Here is a 22,854-nt window from a genome sequence, read left to right on the forward strand (position 1 = left end):
TCAACTCTCTGTATAACTAACTTTAATATAATCCGGATGCATCATGGCCAAATCATCAATAGATGACGCCAGGCTCTCCATAAAAATGTAACTCAAATCCGATATATCATCTCCCGTAAGTTTAAAAATGACCATCGGCTTTTCTTCATCCACTATATTTTCACACGGATCATCCGTAAATTCATGTACCTGTCCTATGGTATGCGAAACCAATGTGGAAACAGCCGCACAAAGTGCGTCATCTCCGTCTAGCGCAAAATCCACATGACCCGATACTTTGAAACTGTATATCTTATTGTCATTGTCTATAAAAAATTCAACATTGGTCATGGTTTTATTATTACTCCGTTCTGATAAAGATCATAATAAATATTTTTTTTAATAATATAGCATTCGGAACAGTAATTCAAAGAGTATAACACAAAGATTTAAAATTTAATAATATTAAATACCGAATATTACAATAAGAAGGTTATATGTGCGTCCTATATGTTTTAATAACTTTATTTTATATATTTTGATTATTAATTCGGTTTATTTTATATTTTCGGTGTGTTAATATATGAAACATCATTTATTTGAATATACAGCATATTTGATAAAATGGTTTATAGATAACACAACAACATATAAATCTTTGTATTAAATAAAGATTTATATGTTTGTTTAATATATTAATAAGGAGGATAAAATATGAGCTTCAACTTAGTTAAACGAATCCCCGATCCGACGGAAATTAAATCCATGTATCCCGTTCCGGACGGTTTTGCCGAAGAAAAAGCTGCATTTGACAAGGAAGTTGCCAAAGTTTTCACCGGAGATTCGGATAAGTTTTTATTAGTGGTCGGTCCGTGTTCCGCAGACAATGAAGAGGCTGTCCTTGACTATGTTCAAAGATTAAAAAAGGTTCAGGAGAAGGTTGCCGATAAGCTTATTATTATTCCTAGAATATATACCAATAAACCGCGTACAACGGGTATCGGGTACAAAGGAATGCTGCATCAGCCGGATCCTGAAAAAACATCAGACCTTTTGGCAGGTCTCATTTCAATAAGAAATCTTCATCTTAATGTTGCAAAACAGACTGGATTCATGACTGCAGACGAAATGCTTTATCCTGAAAATGCCGCATACCTTGATGATATCGTCTCATATGTGGCCGTAGGAGCAAGATCCGTTGAAAATCAGCAGCACAGACTTGTTGCCAGTGCATTTGACATCCCAGTGGGCATGAAGAATCCGACAAGCGGCGATTTAAGCGTTATGCTCAACTCCGTTACGGCATCTCAGTCGGAACAGGAATTTATATACAGAAACAGTGAGATAAAAACAACCGGTAACCCTCTTTCCCATACAATTTTAAGAGGCGCTACCAATAAACACGGTCAGAACATTCCTAATTATCACTATGAAGATATTATGAATCTGTTCAATATGTACAATGAACGCAATCTTGCAAATCATGCCGTTATTATTGACACAAACCACAGTAATTCTAACAAGCAGTATATGGAACAGGTCAGAATCGCAAAAGAAATTCTGCATAACAGACAGATTTCAAAAGACATCAGATCCATTGTAAAGGGACTTATGATAGAAAGCTATATCGTAGGCGGATGTCAGAAAATCGGTAACGGCGTTTACGGACAGTCCATTACGGATCCGTGCCTCGGATGGCAGGATACAAAAAATCTTATCTATACAATTGCCGACTTGGTATAATATATTTTTGCCTGCGGTCTTAAATAATATATCCGTATAAAAACGCTCAGACTTAAAAGTCTGAGCGTTTTTGCGTTTAATATTTGTTTTAATGTATGTTTTGAGTTTACTTTTTATATTTATTTTTACTGTCCCGTTACGGTTTTGGATATACCGTTTAACAAAAACGGAAAATAAGCTCTTCGGATTGTGTATCCGTCAGCCGTATAGTCATCATTTAAATAACCTTTGTCGTTTTTAAACGGCGCAGTAATATCTATAAAGTTGGCACCTGCCGCGGTAACCTTTGTTGAAAGCGCACTGTTAAGTTCATCAACATTTTTCTGTGTATGATGTGTGCCGTTTGATCTTTCAAGGTCATATGTAATAGGCAAGACGGAAACAACATATATCTCGGATTCCGGTAATGCTTCCTTTACTTTTCCGACCAGCTCTGTTACGGCATTCGATATGCTTTCTGCATTTCTGCCGTTTCCGAAGTTAAGATCGTTTCTTCCGTACATTATAAATACTTTTTTAGGATTTAAAGATTTTACCTTTTCTATACTTGCGGCTCCGTTTTCTGTTCTTGCGTTTTCAGCCGCAAATACTCTTGATTTGTCGATGAAACTGTATCCGGATAAGTAGTCGAACAAATCGTCACCGATAAATGCCGCATCATGGTAAAATGCCTGTGTTACGAAATCTTCTTTTGTAACATTTCCGGACAGCTTATATATCTGCCCCTCTTTCTTTTCAGGTGCGGTTGTTGTTTCTTCTGTTTCGTTTACATTTCCGTCAGCGGTATCGGAAGCACTTCCGGAACCACCTCCCGCAAAAACCGAAGCCAGAACAATAGCTGTGACTCCGCCTCCCACGCATATTGCGGTGATTATCCATTTTCCGAATTTACTCCACCATCTTTTGTTCTTATTGAGAGTTATTGAATCTTTATTATGGTCGCTCATATTTCCCCTTTCCGGACTGACATATATGTCACATAATCAATATCCTAATGAAAATAATTATATATTTCCTTTGCCACCGCGACGGTAATTCCGTCAACTTTTAAAAGTTCATCCTCATCTGCATTTCTTATCTTATCAATATCCATAAAATATTTCATAAGCGCCTTTCGCCTTGCGGGACCTACTCCCTTTATTTCATCCAAAACAGAATTCACCTGAGCTTTGGAGCGAAGTTTCTTATGATATTCTATTGCAAATCTGTGTGCTTCATCCTGTATTCTCGTAATAAGTTTGAAACCTTCCGACCTTGTGCTTATGGGCATTTCAACATTGTTATAGTAAAGACCTCTCGTACTGTGAGTATCGTCCTTTACCATTCCCGCAACGGGAATATTAAGATTTAATTCTTTAAGAACTTTCAGTGCGATATTTACCTGCCCTCTTCCGCCGTCCATTAAAATAATGTCCGGAAGCTTTGAAAAACTTGTTTTATTATCCCCTGATTTTTGTTCAGTAACGGCTCTGCTGAATCTTCTTGTAAGTACTTCTCTCATACTTGCATAATCATCCGGTCCCTTTACTGTTTTGATTTTAAAGCGTCGATAATCATTTTTCTTTGGTCTTCCGTCTTCAAACACAACCATGGATCCGACAGATTCTATACCGTTGGTGTTGGAAATATCATAAGCCTCCGCTCTTGATATTTTATTCAGTCCGAGAATATCGGCTATTTCCTTCATTGCTCCCGTTGTTTTGGCTTCTTCTTTCTTTATCCTTTCGGCATCTTTTTCAAGAATTAAAAAAGCGTTTTCCTTAGCCATGGTAACAAGCTTTTCATGAAATCCCTTTTTAGGCGTAATTATTACGACTTTCTTCTTTCTTATTTCGGACAGCCATTCCTCAATTACCGCTTTGTCATCAATGTCGGACTCAAGTGATATTATGTCCGGAATATAAGGAGTTCCTCCGTAATACTGCTTCAAAAACTGCGACAATATTACATTTCCTTCATCTCCGTCCGCCACATCCATTCTGAAATGATCTCTGCCGAGGAGCTTTCCGGACCTTATGAAAAATACAGATACAACGCACTCGCCGTTTTTAAGTGCATATGCAATTACATCTCTGTCTTCGTTATTGTCACCGGTTATCTTTTGTTTTTGAGTAATCTGTTTGACGAGATCCAACAGATCTCTCGTCTTTGCAGCTTCTTCATACTCCATTGCCTCGGCCTGCGATTTCATTTTTTCGGTAAGGGAATCCAGCACCGGTTTATAATTACCTTTAAGGAATTTTATTACTTCGTCTATTTGCGCTCTGTAATCTTCTTCACTTATCATACCGCTTGCACACGGAGCGGAACACTTCCCTATGTGATAGTCCAAACACGGTCTTTCTTTATCGATATCCTGAGGAAGTCTTCTGTTGCACGTTCTTATCTTATACAGCCTGCAAAGTAAATCTATCGTCTCCTTTACGGCATATGCCGAAGTGAAAGGCCCGAAGTATTTGTTGGAATCATGCTTTGAATCTCTTGAGAACAACACTCTCGGATACTTTTCTTTAACCGTTACCTTTATAAAAGGATATGTCTTATCATCCGTAAGCATGGTATTATACTTAGGCCTATGCTCTTTGATAAGATTAGATTCCAAAACAAGCGCTTCTAACTCAGTATCGGTTACTATATATTCAAATCTTGTTATATGCGTAACCATATACTCGATTTTTTGAGAATGCTTTTTACTGTTTTGAAAATATTGCTTTACCCTTCTCTTAAGTATCTTGGCCTTTCCCACATATATTATCTCGTCATTTTCGCCGTGCATAATATATATTCCGGGTTTCTCGGGAAGCTTTTTTAATTCTTCATTAATATCAAACATTTTTATTATAAAATGCCCTTACATGTGTTTACGATATTTTCGGATGTAAATCCGAAATGCTCAAAAAGCAGGCCTGCTGGAGCTGATTCTCCGAATGTGTCAATTGCCACGTTTGCGCCGTCAAGCCCCGTATACTTTGCCCATCCGAAACTTGAAAGTGCTTCAACCGAAACTCTTTTTCTGCATGCGTCCGGAAGTATGCTTTCTTTATATTCATCACTCTGACAATCAAACAAATCCATTGAAGGAACACTTACAACTCTTACGTCAACGCCTTCGGCTCTTAATTTTTCGGCAGCGTCAACTGTTATTTCAACTTCCGAACCGCTTGACATAAGGATAAGCTCAGGAATTTCGTTCTTTGAATCCTGTAAAATGTATGCACCCTTACTTATATCCGCAGATGAATTATCCTGTTGTACCAAATTCTGTCTTGAAAGCACGAGTATAACAGGCTCGTTTCTGCTTTCTGCGGCATACTTCCATGCAGCGGCGGTTTCTCTTCTGTCACAAGGTCTGATTACACTTACACCCGGCATTGCTCTGAACTGGGCCAGCTGTTCAATAGGCTCGTGAGTAGGTCCGTCCTCTCCAACGCCAATGCTGTCATGTGTAAAAATATATGTGATCGGAAGCTTCATGAGAGCGGCAACTCTTACCATAGGCTTAAGGTAGTCGCTGAACACAAAAAATGTAGAAGCAAAAACTCTGAGTCCTCCGTAAAGCGCAATACCGTTAACGATGGCGCCCATAGCCTGTTCTCTTACACCGAAGTGAAGATTGCATCCGCCGTAATTGTCATGACCGAAGTCGCCTGCACCCTTCATATATGTTTTGTTTGAAGGAGCAAGATCTGCAGATCCTCCGATAAGATTAGGCATGTGTTCTTTGATTTTATTGAGAATTACGCCTGATGAACTTCTCGTTGCCTCTGATTTTTCTGCATTTGCATTAAAATCTTCGCCTGAAAACAGGTCTTTAAGATCATATCCGTTATGATATTCGTCCCATTTTTTCTTTAATTCCGGATATTCTTCGGCATATCTTTCAAATAAAGCATTCCACTCCGCTTCGCTCTCTGCACCCTTGAGCATTTTTTCTTCATAATTTGCGTAAACCTCATCCGGAACCGCAAATGCTTCTTCAAGAGGCCAATTTAAGTCCTTTCTCATCTGAGCTATGTTATCGGCTCCAAGCGGAGAACCGTGGCAATCAGCCGTACCTGCCACATTTGGACATCCGTATCCTATTGTTGTTGTAATATTGATAAACGAAGGTCTCTTTTTATCAGCCTTTGCCATTTCGATGGCTTTTCCGATCATTTCTATATTGTTGCCGTCTGTTACGGTAATTGTCTGGAATCCGAAAGCTTCCATTCTCTTGTTGACATTCTCGGAGAATACATTGTCCGTGCTTCCTTCAATACATATGTTATTGGAATCGTAAAGAACAATAAGCTTATCAAGTCCAAGTGTACCCGCAAGCGAAAATGCCTCCGATGAAACTCCTTCCATCATACAGCCGTCTCCTCCGAGCACATATGTATAATTGTCCACAACAGGATATCCCGGTCTGTTAAATACGGACGCCATATGCTTTTCCGCCATTGCCATTCCGACTGCCATTCCCATACCCTGTCCGAGAGGGCCTGTAGTGGCTTCCACGCCTACCGTATAACCGTACTCGGGATGTCCCGGAGTCTTTGAACCCATTTGTCTGAAATTCTTAATATCTTCTATTGTAAGACCGTAACCCGTTAAGTGAAGAAGCGAATACAAAAGCATGGATCCGTGTCCGCCTGAGAGAACGAATCTGTCCCTTCCCGCCCACTCAGGATTTTTTGGATTATGTTTCATATCATTTGCAAACAGTTCATATCCAATGGCAGCACATCCCAGCGGAAGTCCCGGATGACCGGAATTAGCCTTCTGAATTGCATCTGCCGATAAAAAACGAATTGCATTAATTGATAATTCATCTATGTTACTCATATTTCCCTCCGAAACTTAAAGTTGTATTCAGTTCACATATCCCTGATTTTCGTAATATATTCACATCACTTTATCATATATTCTAAATAATCAAATTGCAAATAAATTACTTCTGAATTATGTATAAAAGTATATTCAGAGTAAACCGAAAGCCGTAAGCAACATGTTGCTTACGGCTTTCTCATAACTGTATTAAATAAATTAATATAGATAATTAATATTCCTTTGAAATAACCCGGAATACTGTCAAATCTTTATATCTTCATCCGTGAGTTCATTTGAAACCACATTTTTCTTTCTTCTTCCGAAGAATCCGCCGCCCTTTGAACTTCTCTTTTTGGCGTGGGTTATGGAGCGCTCTACCAACTCATTAATATCATCCAATGATACATTATTATTCTTTGAACGGAGCTTGTCCAATAACAAATATAATACCAACAGACCGTCGTCATTTACGGTATATCCGTCTCTCTTTGCTATTTCCCTGAATATGTCAACAAGCTCGTTTACGGAATATTGTCTGAGGATAATTCTGTGGTTGAACGTATTTTCCATCTCCGGATTAAATTTAAGGAGAACTTCCATTTCGGCATCCGAATCTTCAAGAATAACAAACAATCTGTCCGTATCCTGTTTCAGACTCTGGAGTAACTCGTCGGCAACCGCTGGAAGGATACTTGCCGCATCTTCTATAATAAGAATTTTTCCCCTCAACTTTTCGGCGCTGCTTGCGAAACCGTATTTATTAAGAGTGTCTCCTGTAGTTTTAACGACTTTTCTTCTTGCATTCGGATCAATCATGTCAATAGCTCTTGCAATAAGCTTTGCAAATGCTGTTTTATCCGACATGTTGTTGCCCGTTATTATTATATTTCCCGATGAAGAATCCTTTTTTGAAAGTTCATTCGGAAGATCCTTTATAAATTCGTGCAATTCCTCTGAAACGCCCGGAAGTTCCGTATATGCCTCAAAGAGATTCATTATTTTCTTTCTTGTGGCATCCGTAACAACAACATTTTGATAAGGAACATCTTTTGAAGAATTGTTTTTCATGGCCTCGGCGATGGCTTCTCTCGGAATAACAACCGTCTCGCCTATTCTTCCGTTTGGAGGAGTATTTTCCGTCACAGGTTCATGTGCGGTTTCGCCTACGGTCTTATCTGTTTGAGAAGCTTCTGTACTCTCAGGCTCATTTTCCGAAATATTTTCTGAAATATTTTCAGTGCCGTCTGTTCCCTCGGTAACGGTGTTAACAACATTGTCGTTATCATTGATAAAATCCGGTTTATGAACTTCAGGCATGCTGTCTTCCGCTTCAATGTCAATCTGCTCGTTTTCTTTTGGCGCCTCGGCATCAGAAACAGCAGCGGCCGTATCTTCAACAGGTAACTCTGTCGTATCTTCCGCCTTTAATTTAGGCGACACGGAATTTATTATTTTATCGACATCTAATGCTTTAAATGTGCTGCCGTTGAGTAATTCCGCAGGGATACTTGTATATTCGTAATTGTCCTTTGCTTCTTCATTATTATCCGCGGCAGGCGTTTCCGAATCCGAAGTTTTATCAGACAATTTATCTTCGTTGATTTCCGAAACATTCAATTCAGCATCCGATTCAATATTATCATTCGATTCAATGCCGTTCTCAATATTAACGTCAGGCTCCGAAACTGTCTCAACCTTATTAACGGCAGATTCTTCAACAGCTTCTGTATTATTTACGTCCGGTTCTTCAACGGCACCGGTATTGCTTACATCAGGTTCTGCAACCGTTCCGATGTTATTAACATTTTGCTCCGCGCCGGCAATAATACGGTTAATATCGGATTCTTCCGCAGGTGCAATACTTGCAGCGGAAACTTCCGCAGGATCATCCGTGATTTCTTTACCCATGAAATAATCATAAAGTATGTTTGCCGAATTAATAACTTTCTTAGGAGCTTTATCAATCTGTATATTAATACTCTCCGGATTGATGTCCGCAAATGCTATGGCAAATACTTTAAGCTTATCCTCAGGAGCGTCTATTCCCATTTTAACTATATCGGCAATGATATTGTTTGCGGAAAGCGAATCGTCGATTTCAGCTTCAGGTTCCTGCTTGGCAAAATATATATCATTAATTTCATCTTCATTTCTTGCCTGAGCCTTGCCTGTTCTTATATCCAAATCCGTCCTTGAAGATTTGACAGACAGAGTATACTCAACATTTCTCTTTGCAACCGACTCGTTAAACGGTTCGCCGGCTTCTTTCGCCAAACGTTTCTGTTCTTCCATTAACTTATCATATGCTTTGCTCTTGTCTTCAATCTCGTCCAATGCTCTTTCAAGTTCTGAAATCGAGAATTCTTTAGTATGACGATCTGCGTATTTTCTCTCTCTTTCCGCCTCAATCCAATCCGAAAGATTCATCTGACCTTCAATCTGTTCATCTTCATCGGATACGGCATTATTCTCCGCCTTAAGTTTTTGCCTGTTTTCTTCTTCCGACATGATTTTATTGACATCGGCGCTTATGCTCTCATGTATTCCGAGTTTTTCATGAATCTCCGGTACGGAAACAAGACTTTCGGTGTTTAATATCTCAGAATATCCCCTATGAAGACGTTCTTTTGCACCGTCAATAATGCTTTTGAGAGATTCGGAAAATTTCGTATTATTTTTATCGTCATTATCCGAATCATCCGTATTTATTTCGGAATTCACTTCAGTATTATCATCATTTTCTTCAACATCCGAGCTGTCCCGTATATCTGTATTATCGCTTTCAGGTTCGCTGATAATCTCTTCGGAAGCCTCTTCTGAAACATCTTTTGAAATCTGTTTTGAATCATCGGTTCCAGAAATCAAAGATTCGGAATGTACGTCATCTGAAGGGATGTCATCGACAATAACATCTTTGTCGGATACTTTATCCGTCGTATTGTCGTTTTCTTCGAAAACAAACTCTTCTGCTTCCGGCAATTCTTCTTCGTCACCGAATACATCCGGCTCTTCTTTTTCTTCTTCCAGATCATTGTTTATTAATTTCTTTGTCTGCTCTGCCTCAAATTCCGGAATATATTCGTCAACGATAACATCAGATGACTCTTCCTCCACGTTGTCAATATTACTTTTTGTAACCTTCTCTTCAACGATTTTTTCTATCTTCTTGTCATCGTCCTTAAAGTAAGAGCTGTCTACAAGATCCTTATCTTTTAAATCATCTTCCGTAACCTTACCGTCGTTACGATTACGCATTCCCTTAAATAATGCCGAAAAAATATTTCCGGATTTCTTTTTCGGAGTAAGGTCAAACACCGCTTCCGAACCGTATTCCTTTTCCGCATCAAAGCTTTCTTCCTGCTCCGCCTGTGCTTTGAGGGCCTCTGCAAACCTTTCCGCATCATCTTTGTCTGCGTTAGGTTTTGCACTGTCGAGAAGTCCGTCTCCCAGTTTATGCTCTTCTTTTTCGTTATTTGCTGCAGAGTCGGCCTCGCTTCTTGCAAGCTTTAATTGCTCGGCAAAGGTCATTTCTCTTGTTCTTTCAAGATCTTCTTCTCTTACTTTTGCCGCATCGTATACTTTCTGCTGTGAGTCATTGAGTTTACCGCCTAATCTCTTTTTTAATTTAACGGCTCCCTCAACATAATCTCCTCCTACAAACCAAAGGCTTATTTCGTCGCAAATTTTAATCGCCTTGTCTTCATCTCCGTTTTTTGCGTAAAGACCGGCAAGCTTATACATATAATGTTCGTCGATTTCCTTTTCTCTGAACTTCTCAAGTACCTTAATCTGTTCTTCATTCGGAGCTTTTTTGGCTCTAAGTAAGTGATACTCTAAAATATATTTACTTGAATTATGTCTTGCCACCTTTGAGTATTCCTTAAACAACTCATCGGCATGATCAAAGTCACCGAGCTTGATGAAAATCTCAGTCAATCTGTAAAGTAATTTTCTTCCGCCCAAATTGCGGTTATATGCAAGTATGGCCATATCTCTTGCTTCTTCCAGATCTCCGACCTGTTCCTGCACGTCAACCATCATGGCAAGCGGAATCCACTCTTTGATTTTGCTCCAATCAATATCCTTTGCCAGCTCAGCGGCCTTTTTAAAATCTTTTTTTTCGTATGCACTTCTTATTTCTTGGATTCTCAACCCTATCTCGTATTTATCCACTGAAATTGCCCCTCTAAAATGAATCTATGTAAAAGCATTTATAATACTTTTTTTACTTTTGTTAATTAAACGCTTTTTAGTTTAACATAGTAAAAATGCTATGTAAAATATATGATATTTAAATATAATTAAATGTTTATAAAACAAATTACAGCTCTGTTCTGCCTTCCAAAGCTCTAAGCAAAGTTACTTCATCGGTATATTCCAAATCTCCGCCCACCGGAACTCCGCTGGCTATCCTTGTTACTTTAATACCTGTATTTTTTAATATTTTGCTTATATACATAGCGGTGGTTTCACCCTCAAGACTTGAATTTGTGGCAATAATTATTTCCTTAACCGGTTCTTCCGTTATTCTTGTAATTAATTCTTTCAGTTTTATATCTTCTTCCGTAATGCCCTGAAGCGGAGCAATGGCCCCGTGTAAAACGTGATATACCCCGTTGTACTTTCCCGTTTTTTCATAAGCCGCCATATCTCTCGTCTGTTCAACCACCATAATTGTGTTATGATCTCTTGTCGTATCCGCACATACGGGACATACCTCCTCGTCTGTCAGACACATACATTCCTTGCAATAGTGAATATTATCCCTTGCTTCTGTAATTGCATTTACAAGAGACTGAACATTTTCCTTAGGCTGATTAAGTATATAAAAAGCCAGGCGCTGGGCATTTTTTGCTCCAACACCTGGCAAGCTCATAAGCTCGCTTGTCAGTCTCTTTATGTATCGACTGTAAATCTCCATATTACATGAAGCCTCCCAAACCGCCGGTAATTCCCGCCATTTTATTCTGAGCCTCTGTTTCAGCCTTATTAAGAGCCTCGTTTGTAGCGGCAAGAATCAAATCCTGGAGCATTTCAACATCATCCGGATCAACACAGTCCGGGTCGATAATAACCTTTGTTACAAGTTTCTTTCCGCTTACGGCAACCGTTACGGCTCCGCCGCCTGCGCTTGCCTCAAACTCCATTGACTGAAGCTGCTCCTGCTGCTCTTCCATCTGCTTTTGCATTTTTTGAGCCTGCTTCATAAGATTGCTCATATTTCCGGGCATTCCGCCGCCCATTCCACCAAAACCTCTTTTAGCCATTTATACGTTTTCCTCTCTGTCATCAATTTCTATATCAGCTTTGACCAATTCGCTTATGTCTGTATAATTATTAAACTTATTGGAATTTCGTTCCTCGGATAACTCAATTGTAATATTTTCCATACCCGTAAGTTCGCTTATTGTCTCTCTTAAAAGCTCTAAATAGGTTTTACCCGTATTTTCATCTAAACTTTTAAGTTTGTCAAAATATACTTTGGATTTTATCACATATGTAATTTCATGTCTATCGTCCGAGTATGATACGAACTTTCCTGATTTTCTGTAATGTGCGGGTATACTTTGCTTATATGTTTCGAAGTATACGGTCATTATGGAGTCCCATGCCTGTGCCATGGTAATTTCTCCTTTTGAAAGACTGTCCAAGTCTCTCTTTACAGTCGGGCTTATTTCCTCGCGTTTTGTTTCATTTCCGTGTTCTGCGCTGTTGCTCCGTATACTCATATAATCAGCTGCTCCGACTTTGGACAGATTCTCCATCTGTGTTTTCAATCGCTGCATTTCCTGCTCAAGGGTCGTAATCGCCTCAGACTGCATTTTTATAATCTCATTATTGCCTCCGGAATCTCCTCCCCGAAAATATTTATCTGTACACAATTTAATTACGGCAACTTCCGTCAATGTTTTCTTGTGATTTGATTTTTTTATTTTCTCGGATAATTCGGACAGTTCTTTTATGAAATACATAACCGTATCCGCTTCGGAAGCGGAAGCATCTTCTCTTAGCCTGTCCAGATTGGCGTCGGAAATGTCAGGCATCAGTTCTTCCGGAACATCTCCGTTTTCATCCATCGAACAGTTTATAAGAAGAACATTTCTTAAATAATCTATCAGGTCGTTTATAAATCTGTTAATTACTACTCCGTCGTCCAGAGCATTTTTTAAAACTTCCAATGACGCTAAAACGTTTCCGTCTTTTAAACAGTTATACATCTCAGAAAATGTATCCGTATCAACCGCCCCGAGTATATCAAGAACGTTTTCGTAGGTTATCTCTTCTCCCACCGAAAACGAAACACATCTGTCAAGCAGCGACAAGGCGTCTCGCATTGCTCCGTCGGCGCTTCTTGCAATATATCTTACTGCTTTTTCTTCAATAAGAATATTCTCTTTTTCAGCCAGTTCCGTCAGCTGATCGGATATGGTTTCAACGCTTATTCTCTTAAAATCATATCTCTGACATCTGGAACTGATTGTTATGGGAATTGAACTTATCTCCGTAGTGGCAAGAATAAATATTACATATTCAGGCGGCTCCTCCAGTGTCTTTAAAAGAGCGTTAAAAGCTGCCGAAGAGAGCATATGCGCCTCATCAATAATGTATACCTTATATCTTCCGCTTGTGGGTTTGTAAATAACATCTTCTTTTATTTCCCTGATATTATCGACGCCGTTATTGGATGCGGCATCAATTTCCCTTATATTAAGATTTGAGCCTTTTGCGATTGAAAGACATGTACTGCATTTAAGGCACGGTTCTCCGTCCGTCGGATTCTCACAGTTAACGGCCATGGCCATGATCTTTGCCACGCTGGTTTTACCGGTTCCCCTGGTGCCGTTGAAAAGGTATGCGTGAGCCGTATGAGATGAGGCTACCTGGTTTTTTAACGTTTTAACGATCGGATCCTGTCCTTTAACTTCCGAAAATGTCTCCGGTCTCCACTTTCTATATAATGCTGTATACGACATACTTGTACTCCCACATCCATTAATGAATTTTTGATAATTAACACTTTTCGGATAAGAAAACGGCAACATTTTCCGCACACTTTATTCCGTCAACGGCTGCACTCGTTATTCCTCCGGCATAGCCGGCGCCCTCTCCGCACGGAAAAAGTCCTTTAATGCTGGAATGACCTCGCTCATCCCTGAGTATTCTTACCGGACTTGATGTCCTGCTCTCAACTCCGGCGCATACAGTATCTTCACTGTTAAAACCTTCTATCCTGTTATTAAAGATATCGAATGCTTCCGTTATTGATTCATTTACAAATTCCGGAAACACACTTCTTAAATCCGCGCTTGCATATTGTCCCTTTATTGCCGCCCGGTGATCTGTTTCGCAGCCTATCTTTCCGGCTTTGTAATCTCCGTAACTCTGAACGGGAATTTTTCCTTGTCCTGCGGCAAATGCTTTATGTTCCAGTTCTTCCTGAAAATACATTCCCGAAAATAAATCATCTCCGAAATCGTCCGGATTGCAATTAACTATTATTGCGGAATTGGCATATCCGGAGTTTCTGTCGGAATAGCTCATTCCGTTTACGCATATTCTGCCCTTTTCGGATGAAGAATCAACAACATATCCTCCCGGGCACATACAAAACGAATACACCCCTCTTCCGTTTCCCGTATGGGCGGTCAGCTTATAATCCGACGCCGGAAAAAGTCCGTCAATGTTACTTTCACCGTATGTAAATCTGTCAATAATACTCTGCCTGTGAATCACGCGCATCCCTACGGCAAATCCCTTTGCCTCCATTTTGACATTGCTTTCTCTGAGAAGCCTGAATGTATCTCTTGCGGAATGACCTATGGCAAGTATAATTGCCCCGGTTTCGATATATACTTTCTTACCGTTCGTCGTATCGGTATATGAGCATCCTGTAATTTCTCCGTTTTCCGTTTTTACGGAATCAAATAAAGAATTAAATCTCACCTCTCCTCCGAGGCTTATGATTTCTTTTCTTATATTCTTAACCACATCACACAATATATCCGTGCCTATATGAGGTTTGGACTCATATAAAATATCTTCACAGGCACCTGCTTTCACAAATGATTCCAATACAAAGTCAACTCTCCCGCCGGCCTTTCCTATTCCGGTATAAAGTTTACCGTCGGAAAATGTGCCTGCGCCTCCCTCTCCGAACTGGACATTGGAATTATATTTCAATTCACCGCCGTTCCAATAACACTCCACATCTCTGCTTCTTGAATCCGCATCTCTTCCTCTCTCCAATACGATAGGTTTAAATCCGGCTCTTGCAAGTAATAATGCCGAAAACATTCCGCCTGGTCCGAATCCTACAATAACGGGGCGATACGAAGCGCTGCCGTTTCCGGCGGAATACGGAAATGCATACTTTTCTTCGTTATATTCAGAAACGAATTTTCTGTCGGCCTTTGAAGGCATTTTAATATCGACCAGTACACTGTATATATAGAAAAGTTTCGGTTTTTTTCTTGCATCGAGAGATTTTTTTATTATTTTATACCCGGGAACATCGGAAACGGATTTAAGTTTCAGTTTTTTTGCTATGTCCTTTTTAATTATCGCATCCGTTCTGCGTGCATCATTAAAATTTTCTCTGTCAACTTCTGCCTTTATTTGATTTATAACTATCATAACTTCCTCTTGCCGTTTCTGTTTTAATGCACACTTCTTCCGGCGGCAATGCCGCTGCTCCATGCAAAGTGCAGATTGTACCCTCCGCACGGACCGTCAACGTCCATGATTTCACCTGCAAAGTACAAATTTTCAACAATTTTCGATTCACATGTTTCAGGATTAATTTCGGACAGTTCCACTCCTCCGGAAGTAACCTGAGCAATTTCAAATCCGGCACTTCCTGTTATATTAAATTCATATGATTTCACACAATCGATAAAATTAAACAATCTGTTTTTGTCAACTTTGGAAACCGACTTATCCGCAGCCATGGATAACTTTCTGGCCGTAAATAATACAATTTTGGAATGTAATATACCGCCGAAAAAATCTTTCAATTTCCTGCTTCCGAATATTTTATACCATTTTTCGACTATTGAATATAATTCATCCTTTGTATGATGCGGTAAAAAGTCGGTGATTATTTTGACGTCTCCCGGTCTGTTGTTGTTTAGAAGTTCTGCTCCGTACGCACTTAACTGGAATACCGGTATTCCGGATAATCCGTTTTTTGTAAATTGAACTTCCCCGATTTCTTCGGCAACTTTTTTACCTTTACACAAAAGGGAAATCTCCGAATAATTTCTGCATCCGCCAAGAAGTTCCATATGTTCATCATCGGTATTCAATCCGACAAGAGACGGATATAACTTACTTATACCGTGATTAAACTTTTTGCAAATATCATAAAAGTTTCCGTCTGTTCCGCTCTTGGGAGCGGCTTTCCCGCCGGGAGACAATATAACGTTTCTTGATTTGTAAACCTGTTTTTCATTATTATGTTCACACTCTATATAAAACAATCCGTTTTTTTTATACAGATTCTTCACAAATGTGCCCGTTGTATGTATGCAGCCGGCTTCCGAGCTTGCATTTACCAAAGCGTTGCGAACGGAAAGCGCCGTAAACGATTCCGGATACAGATATACATCCTGTCCAGTTTTACCTGTTTCGGGAATCATATATATGCCGATATTTTCAAAAAAATCGACAATTTCCTTCTGATTTACATTTTTAAATAATTTTTCAACAAATTTTTCTCTGTGGCGTGCGTTATTATACCTGCTGTAATCACTGCTTTTTATATCGACATGTGAAATATTGCATCTTCCGTTACCCGTCTGCAATATTTTTTTGCCCGGTTCATTGTTGCGCTCAATAACCAATGTGTTAAGGCCTCTTTTCCCGGACTCTATGCTCGCCGCAAGGCCTGCCGCGCCGCCGCCTATTATTGCAACATCAACCGTCATCATTTGTCCCGCGTATATCCAAGTTTCTCAAGTAAATTCTTTTGTAATTCTTCCATCTCTTCGGCTTCCGGCAGTGACATATGGTCATATCCGAACAAATGGAACATACTGTGTGCAACCAAAAACGCTAATTCCCTTGTTTCAGAATGGCCGTATTCTTCCGCCTGCTCTTTGACCTTTTCAACCGAAATCATCATATCTCCGAGAACGAGCTCATCCGTGTCCTGATTGAAATATAATGCATATCCTTTTTCCAGTTCGTCTTTTAAGCTCTCAAAATCTCCCGGTTTATGGTACTCCAGAGCGGGAAATGATAAAACATCTGTTTCGCTGTCTATCCCTCTGAATTCGTTGTTTACGCCTCTTACAGCTTCATTGTCGGATAGCTCAACGCTTACTTCCGCTTTATACGGAAGATTAATAAACTCTATGGCACCGTTTACAACATTTGTGATTATCTCTTCATAATCAATGTCAAGTTTTTCGTCGGTTTCATATGATATTATAACGCTCATTTTTTCTCCTCTTTTCTTGCTTCCCTTCTTTCATGCTCTTCATATGCTTTTACGATTCTCTGTACAAGAGGATGCCTTACAACATCTCTTGTGGAAAATCTGTTAAAACCTATTTCAGGAATGTCCTTAAGAATTTTAACCGCCTCATCGAGACCGGATTTTATGTTCGGAGGCAAATCCTTTTGAGATCCGTCTCCCGTAACAATAACTTTGGAGCCGAAGCCTATTCTTGTTAAAAACATTTTCATCTGTGACGGAGTTGTATTCTGTGCTTCATCCAAAATTATAAACGCATTGTCAAGAGTCCTTCCTCTCATGTATGCCAAAGGAGCTACCTCGATAAGCCCCCTTTCAAGGTTTATGTTGAAGCTTTCGGCTCCCATGATTTCAAACAGGGCATCATAAAGCGGTCTTAAATAGGGATCTACCTTTGATTGTAAATCTCCCGGCAGAAAGCCGAGCTTTTCTCCCGCTTCAATTGCAGGTCGCGTAAGAATTATTCTTTCAACCTCGTTCTTTTTAAACGCATTGACTGCCATGGCCATTGCAAGGTATGTTTTTCCCGTTCCCGCGGGACCGATTCCAAACACAATCATCTTCTCACGAATCATGTCTATGTACTGTTTTTGACCGAGTGTTTTTGGTTTTATAGGCTTTCCCAGGAAAGTTCTCGCTACCGTGTCCTTATCGATTTCAACTATCTGCTCTTCATTGTTGTCTTCCGATAGACTTAAGCAGTAATCAACGTCCTGCTCCGTAAGTTCGCCTTTATTGAAAGCAAGAGAGCTCAAAGCTTTTATTACATGTACCGCTCTTGATACGGTATCGTTATTACCCATTATCTTAACCGATGAGTCCCTTTGCAATACGGTAACCTGAAGTGTCTTTTCTATTTTTTTGATATATCTGTCAAGGGGTCCGAATACGATTTCCGCCGTTTCGACGGGAATATCCAGGCTTGCTTCTATCATTCCCATAAATTAAATTTTTGCTCTCCTTATTTTGTTTAATTTTAAATTATTATTTAATGTTATAATTTCTTCTTCATTTTAAATGTCAGATATGTAAATTAAACATACACATTGTGAGTATTATACATAAAAATATAAAAAACTGCCATCTGCACAGCAGATGACAGTTTATAGGTATTAGTTGTACTTACGTTTTCTAGCCGCTTCAGATTTCATTTTACGACGAACGCTAGGCTTTTCATAATGCTCACGCTTACGGATCTCCTGCTGGATACCTGCCTTAGCGCAATTTCTCTTGAATCTACGAAGAGCGCTATCAAGAGACTCGCCTTCCTTAACGATTACGTTTGACATTCTCAACCCACCCTTCTTTCTAAGAAAATCTTAGTGTACTAGCAATATGCATTTGTCCATTATAGCATATTCATATGTTTAGTCAAGAATTATTTACCGCAAATATCCATGGAACATTGCATAAAATTATAAGTAAATAAAACCGAATATATAAATATTTAACCTAACTGTTCTCTGACAATTGTCTTTGCAAGTTCAATACAGGAATCTGTCCCGCTCGGATCTTTACCGCCTGCCTGAGCCATGTTAGGGCGACCGCCGCCCTTTCCGCCGACAGCTCCCGCAATTGATTTTACAATGTTGCCGGCATGAGCGCCTGCTTTTACGGCGTCATCGCTTGCCATTACAAGAAGATTTACGTTTCCGTCAACGGTGCTGACAAGAAGCACCACGCCGGAACCCGTTTCATTTTTAAGTTTATCGCCTAAGTCTCTTAGTTCTCCCGGTGCGATTCCGTCAAGTTTTTGAATTACAAATTTGAAATCACCTATAACTTCTTCTTCTCTTTCGGCTGAATTAACGGCATTGGCCGCAAGTTTTGCCTTAATACTTTCATTTTCCGAGCGAAGCTTCTTCATATCTTCCATAAGAGTATTCAACTTATTGACAAGCAGTGAAGGTTCTGATTTGACAATTGCAGCGGCAGCCTTTATTTCAGCTTCCAATGCATCATAATAATTCTTTAACGCTTCTCCCGTAATTGCCTCTATTCTTCTTACGCCTGCCGCAATACCGGTCTCCGAAATAATTTTAAAGTTAGAGATATTGCCGGTATTCTTAACGTGAGTACCGCCGCAAAGTTCAATGGAAGCGTCTCCCATTGCCACAACTCTTACTTCGTCGCCGTATTTCTCACCGAAAAGCGCCATGGCTCCAGTTTTCTTTGCATCTTCAAGAGACATTATCTTTGTTTCTACAGGAATATTGTCTGAAATGGCTTTGTTTACAATACGCTCCGTTTCCTTTATTTCATCCTCTGTAAGAGCCTTGAAGTGTGAGAAGTCAAACCTGAGTCTGTCTCCGTCGACAAAGGAGCCCTTCTGTTCAACATGACTTCCGAGAACTTTTTTAAGCGCTGCCTGAAGGAGATGTGTGGCGGAGTGATTCTTGCATGTGTTCGCTCTGTTATCGGCGTCAACCTTAAGATCTACGGTATCGCCTTCTTTAATCATTCCGGATGTAATAAAGCCTATATGTCCTATTCGTCCGCCCTTAATGTGAATTGTTGACGTAACTTTGAATTCGCCTTCAGGAGTACTTATGATACCGATATCGCCTTCCTGTCCGCCCATGGTTCCGTAAAAAGGAGTCTTGTCTACTATGACAGTGCCGTGTTCTCCTTCGGTAAGAGCCTGAACCACTTCGGTGTCTTTATAATTGTCTTTATCGGTTAACTCTCTTTTCGTTATACAGAGCACCTTGCCTTTTTCTTCCAAAGTGCCGTATCCGTCAAATTCAGAACAAATGGCAGGATCCATGTTGTCGAATATGGTTTCTTCCGCTCCCATGTAGTTGCTTTCGCTTCTTGCATTTCTGGCCGTCTGTCTCTGGTTCTCCATTTCCGCTTTGAAGCCGTCCATATCTACGGTTATTCCGTTTTCTTCAAGAATTTCAAATGTAAGATCAATAGGGAATCCGTATGTATCGTACAGCTTAAATGCATTTTCGCCTGAAAGCTCTTTTCCGCCTTCTGATTTGATATCTTCAATCATTTCATCTAAGATTGCCAGACCTCTGTCAATCGTATCATTGAAGTTTACTTCCTCTCTCTCAATTACGGAAAGTATGAAGTCCTTCTTTTCCTCCAGCTGCGGATATGCATCATGAGAATCGTCAATTACAACCTGAGCCAAATCCGAAAGGAACAGACCGTCTATTTTAAGGAGTCTTCCGTGACGCGCCGCTCTTCTGAGCAATCTTCTTAATACATATCCTCTTCCTTCATTTGAAGGAAGAATTCCGTCGCTGACCATCATTGTAACAGAACGTATATGGTCTGTTATAACTCTGATGGATATGTCGGAAACGGCATTTTCCTTGTACGCAATACCTGCAAGTTTACATATTTCGTTTCTGAGATGTTCCAATGTATCGACATCAAATATGGAATCCACATCCTGAACAACTACCGCAAGTCTTTCAAGACCCATACCGGTATCAATGTTTTTCTGTGAAAGTTCAGTATAATTTCCCGCACCGTCACTTTCAAACTGAGTAAATACGTTGTTCCAGATTTCCATGTAACGGTCTCCTTCTCCGCCCATTACATCTTCCGGGCCGGTACCGTACTTTTCTCCTCTGTCGTAATATATTTCCGAACACGGACCGCAAGGTCCTTTTCCGTGCTCCCAGAAATTATCTTCTTTGCCGAACCTGTATATTCTGTCTGCGGGAATACCGATTTCTTTGTTCCATATATCAAACGCCTCATCGTCTTCCAAATATACAGACGGATACAGTCTCTCCGGATCAAGACCGACAACCTCCGTAAGGAACTCCCATGACCAGTGAATTGCTTCCGTTTTGAAGTAATCTCCGAACGAGAAGTTACCGAGCATCTCAAAGAAAGTACCGTGTCTTGCGGTTTTACCCACATTTTCAATGTCGCCTGTTCTGATGCACTTCTGACATGTTGTTACTCTTTTTCTCGGCGGAACCTCCTGACCCGTAAAATACGGTTTAAGCGGCGCCATACCTGAATTTATCAGCAATAAACTGTTGTCATTGTGCGGTACAAGAGAAAAACTCTTTAGTCTTAAATGACCTTTCGATTCAAAAAAAGACAAAAATTTCTCTCTGAGTTCGTTAACACTTTGCCACTTTAATTCTTTCCCCATTATATCCTCCTTTATCTCCATATTCCTGTATCCATAAATTCTTTTGCTCTTTTATTGGCTTTATCCGTAATCTTATCATCAAATCCGAGAGTCTCAAGGAGCGCAATGGCATTTCTTGTGGTAGCCGCTCCCTCCTGCAATTTATACGTAAACACAATGTCGCCTTCTTCATTAAAAGATTCTCTGAAATGATAATCAGAATATGAATCATTTAAAATCTCCGTTATCTCAATATCATGAGTAGCGGCAAATGTATTTGTATTTTCGCTTTGAAGATATTGTAAAATCGAAGATCCGGCCGCTATTCTTTCGATTGTATTTGTACCTCTTAAAACCTCATCTACAATTACAAGCACCGGAACATCACTGTTTTCAGCCGCATCAATAATCCTCTTTAAAGCCCTTATTTCCACCATGTAGTAACTTCCCTTTGTCTTATAGTCATCTCTTAAAGACATGGATGAATAAAGTTTATACACGGGTGCGGAATACTTATCCGAAACAGAGGTTGCAATAGATTGGCTGAGTATCATATTCAATGCTATCGATTTAAGAAATGTTGATTTTCCGGATGCATTCGAACCTGTTATAAGTACATTTTTGGCATTTTTTATATCGTTAGGAACCGCATCCTTAATGAGAGGATGGTATATTCCTTCAACATTTATGCCGAGCTTCTCATCTTCATGTAAGTCCGGATATGAGTACTTTTTAATCGCTTCTCTGAATGATGCGGTACATATGGCAAGTTCAATATATCCCAGATTATCCATAAGAGAAATTACGTTTTTACTCTTACCTTTTATTTGCCTTATCGCTCTGTTGTAATGTATTAAATCAACATGTGTAAACATTCTGATATAATTCATTATAACTTCGACGATTGATGAATTAGCACCCGTGTCCGGTAAAAGCCAGTCGTTTCTTATTGAAGGATAAATAATGTCCGTATCTTTCTTTATATTATTTAAAACGTCGGTCAGTACTTTAGGCATATTCGAATAGGATTTCTTTTTCTTATCAATATCTTTTCCGGTTCTTACCATTCTCGATATCTGGCTCAAAGCCGTAAAATAACTTCCCGCTTCCGGCTTCTTTTTAAAATAATAAGCCGTACTTGCAAGCAGAGATGCTATTAATGCCAACACTCCGAACTGAGCGTTTATAAATATCATAATAAGAACGGATGCAGCATTGAGAGCATTAAACAAATACGAAATGCTGTTTTTGAGCGGATTTAATTCATTTATTACATTTACATAATCCGAAAACGAAACCTTATGCACAAAGCCCAACTTTGAAAGAGACATCTGCAGGCTTACACGCTCATCACCGTGTGATGACATATATGCAGCAGCCGCATCGATGTCCTTTATTTTATTTATGTCCAAATTAGGTTTTCTTAAAGACTTATACAGATATTCCCTTCCTATTGAAGATGAGCAGTTGTCCAGCGCCCGGAAAATTTCATCCATTTCCAAATCGTTCCAGGTTATGTCATCCACGCTGTAACCGTCATTCTCACACAATTTATAATAATGAGATATATTTTCAAAATCATCCGACGGATATTGTTTATCTCCGAGTTTACCCCAATTATTTTTTAAATTGTCTAATTCATCCGTATGTCTGTTTTTTCCGGAATTAACGGCTGCAAATATAATAAGTACCGCAAGAGCCGCTAAAATTATCCATATAGTCAATTTCTCACCTTGTCTTT

Annotated in this window: 16 protein-coding genes; 1 reads left to right on the forward strand and 15 read right to left on the reverse strand. The window is 39.6% G+C overall.

Going from position 1 to position 22,854, the window contains the following annotated elements; all coding sequences use genetic code 11:
- On the reverse strand, positions 1-330 hold the full coding sequence (locus tag ACYQ1N_RS04585) for a ribosomal-processing cysteine protease Prp (RefSeq protein WP_459833299.1): 330 nt from the start codon (positions 328-330) through the stop codon (positions 1-3).
- Positions 331-693: 363 nt separating this feature from the next.
- Here ACYQ1N_RS04585 and ACYQ1N_RS04590 point away from each other — a divergent pair, with 363 nt between their 5' ends.
- The gene (locus ACYQ1N_RS04590) at positions 694-1,722 is read left to right on the forward strand and encodes a 3-deoxy-7-phosphoheptulonate synthase (protein ID WP_459833301.1); all 1,029 of its coding nucleotides are present in this window, start codon (positions 694-696) and stop codon (positions 1,720-1,722) included.
- Positions 1,723-1,847: 125 nt separating this feature from the next.
- On the opposite strand, the gene ACYQ1N_RS04595 is transcribed toward ACYQ1N_RS04590, so the two are convergent.
- The 14 genes from ACYQ1N_RS04595 to ACYQ1N_RS04660 form a co-directional block, all read right to left on the reverse strand.
- Positions 1,848-2,669 carry a GDSL-type esterase/lipase family protein gene (locus tag ACYQ1N_RS04595; RefSeq protein WP_459833304.1) on the reverse strand — a complete coding sequence of 274 codons (822 nt, stop codon included), beginning with the start codon at positions 2,667-2,669 and terminating at the stop codon, positions 1,848-1,850.
- A gap of 44 nt (positions 2,670-2,713) precedes the next feature.
- Complete coding sequence (gene uvrC, locus ACYQ1N_RS04600; RefSeq protein WP_459833306.1) at positions 2,714-4,555, reverse strand: excinuclease ABC subunit UvrC; 1,842 nt, start codon at positions 4,553-4,555, stop codon at positions 2,714-2,716.
- Positions 4,556-4,560: 5 nt separating this feature from the next.
- The gene (gene tkt / locus ACYQ1N_RS04605; protein WP_459833309.1) at positions 4,561-6,546 is read right to left on the reverse strand and encodes a transketolase; all 1,986 of its coding nucleotides are present in this window, start codon (positions 6,544-6,546) and stop codon (positions 4,561-4,563) included.
- A 246-nt stretch (positions 6,547-6,792) separates the two neighbouring features.
- Positions 6,793-10,704 (reverse strand): tetratricopeptide repeat protein, encoded by a 3,912-nt coding sequence (locus tag ACYQ1N_RS04610; RefSeq protein WP_459833311.1) that lies wholly within the window; start codon positions 10,702-10,704, stop codon positions 6,793-6,795.
- Positions 10,705-10,852: 148 nt separating this feature from the next.
- Positions 10,853-11,452 (reverse strand): recombination mediator RecR, encoded by a 600-nt coding sequence (gene recR, locus ACYQ1N_RS04615; RefSeq protein WP_459833314.1) that lies wholly within the window; start codon positions 11,450-11,452, stop codon positions 10,853-10,855.
- A gap of 1 nt (position 11,453) precedes the next feature.
- On the reverse strand, positions 11,454-11,798 hold the full coding sequence (locus ACYQ1N_RS04620; protein ID WP_459833317.1) for a YbaB/EbfC family nucleoid-associated protein: 345 nt from the start codon (positions 11,796-11,798) through the stop codon (positions 11,454-11,456).
- Positions 11,799-13,505 carry a DNA polymerase III subunit gamma/tau gene (gene dnaX, locus ACYQ1N_RS04625; protein ID WP_459833319.1) on the reverse strand — a complete coding sequence of 569 codons (1,707 nt, stop codon included), beginning with the start codon at positions 13,503-13,505 and terminating at the stop codon, positions 11,799-11,801.
- Positions 13,506-13,542: 37 nt separating this feature from the next.
- Positions 13,543-15,165 (reverse strand): NAD(P)/FAD-dependent oxidoreductase, encoded by a 1,623-nt coding sequence (locus ACYQ1N_RS04630; protein WP_459833322.1) that lies wholly within the window; start codon positions 15,163-15,165, stop codon positions 13,543-13,545.
- Between the two features lie 23 nt (positions 15,166-15,188).
- A complete protein-coding gene (locus ACYQ1N_RS04635; protein ID WP_459833324.1) occupies positions 15,189-16,460 on the reverse strand; it encodes a BaiN/RdsA family NAD(P)/FAD-dependent oxidoreductase in 1,272 nt (423 codons plus the stop codon).
- On the reverse strand, positions 16,457-16,972 hold the full coding sequence (gene ybeY, locus ACYQ1N_RS04640) for an rRNA maturation RNase YbeY (protein ID WP_459833327.1): 516 nt from the start codon (positions 16,970-16,972) through the stop codon (positions 16,457-16,459). Before ybeY ends, ACYQ1N_RS04635 begins: the two co-directional genes overlap by 4 nt.
- A complete protein-coding gene (locus ACYQ1N_RS04645; RefSeq protein ID WP_459833330.1) occupies positions 16,969-17,949 on the reverse strand; it encodes a PhoH family protein in 981 nt (326 codons plus the stop codon). Before ACYQ1N_RS04645 ends, ybeY begins: the two co-directional genes overlap by 4 nt.
- Before the next feature lie 171 nt (positions 17,950-18,120).
- The gene (rpsU, locus tag ACYQ1N_RS04650) at positions 18,121-18,297 is read right to left on the reverse strand and encodes a 30S ribosomal protein S21 (RefSeq protein WP_177956715.1); all 177 of its coding nucleotides are present in this window, start codon (positions 18,295-18,297) and stop codon (positions 18,121-18,123) included.
- Between the two features lie 158 nt (positions 18,298-18,455).
- The gene (gene alaS / locus ACYQ1N_RS04655; protein WP_459833332.1) at positions 18,456-21,134 is read right to left on the reverse strand and encodes an alanine--tRNA ligase; all 2,679 of its coding nucleotides are present in this window, start codon (positions 21,132-21,134) and stop codon (positions 18,456-18,458) included.
- An 11-nt stretch (positions 21,135-21,145) separates the two neighbouring features.
- Positions 21,146-22,837 carry a MutS-related protein gene (locus tag ACYQ1N_RS04660; protein WP_459833334.1) on the reverse strand — a complete coding sequence of 564 codons (1,692 nt, stop codon included), beginning with the start codon at positions 22,835-22,837 and terminating at the stop codon, positions 21,146-21,148.
- Between the last annotated feature and the right edge of the window lie 17 nt (positions 22,838-22,854).

The organism is Howardella ureilytica (assembly GCF_054657495.1).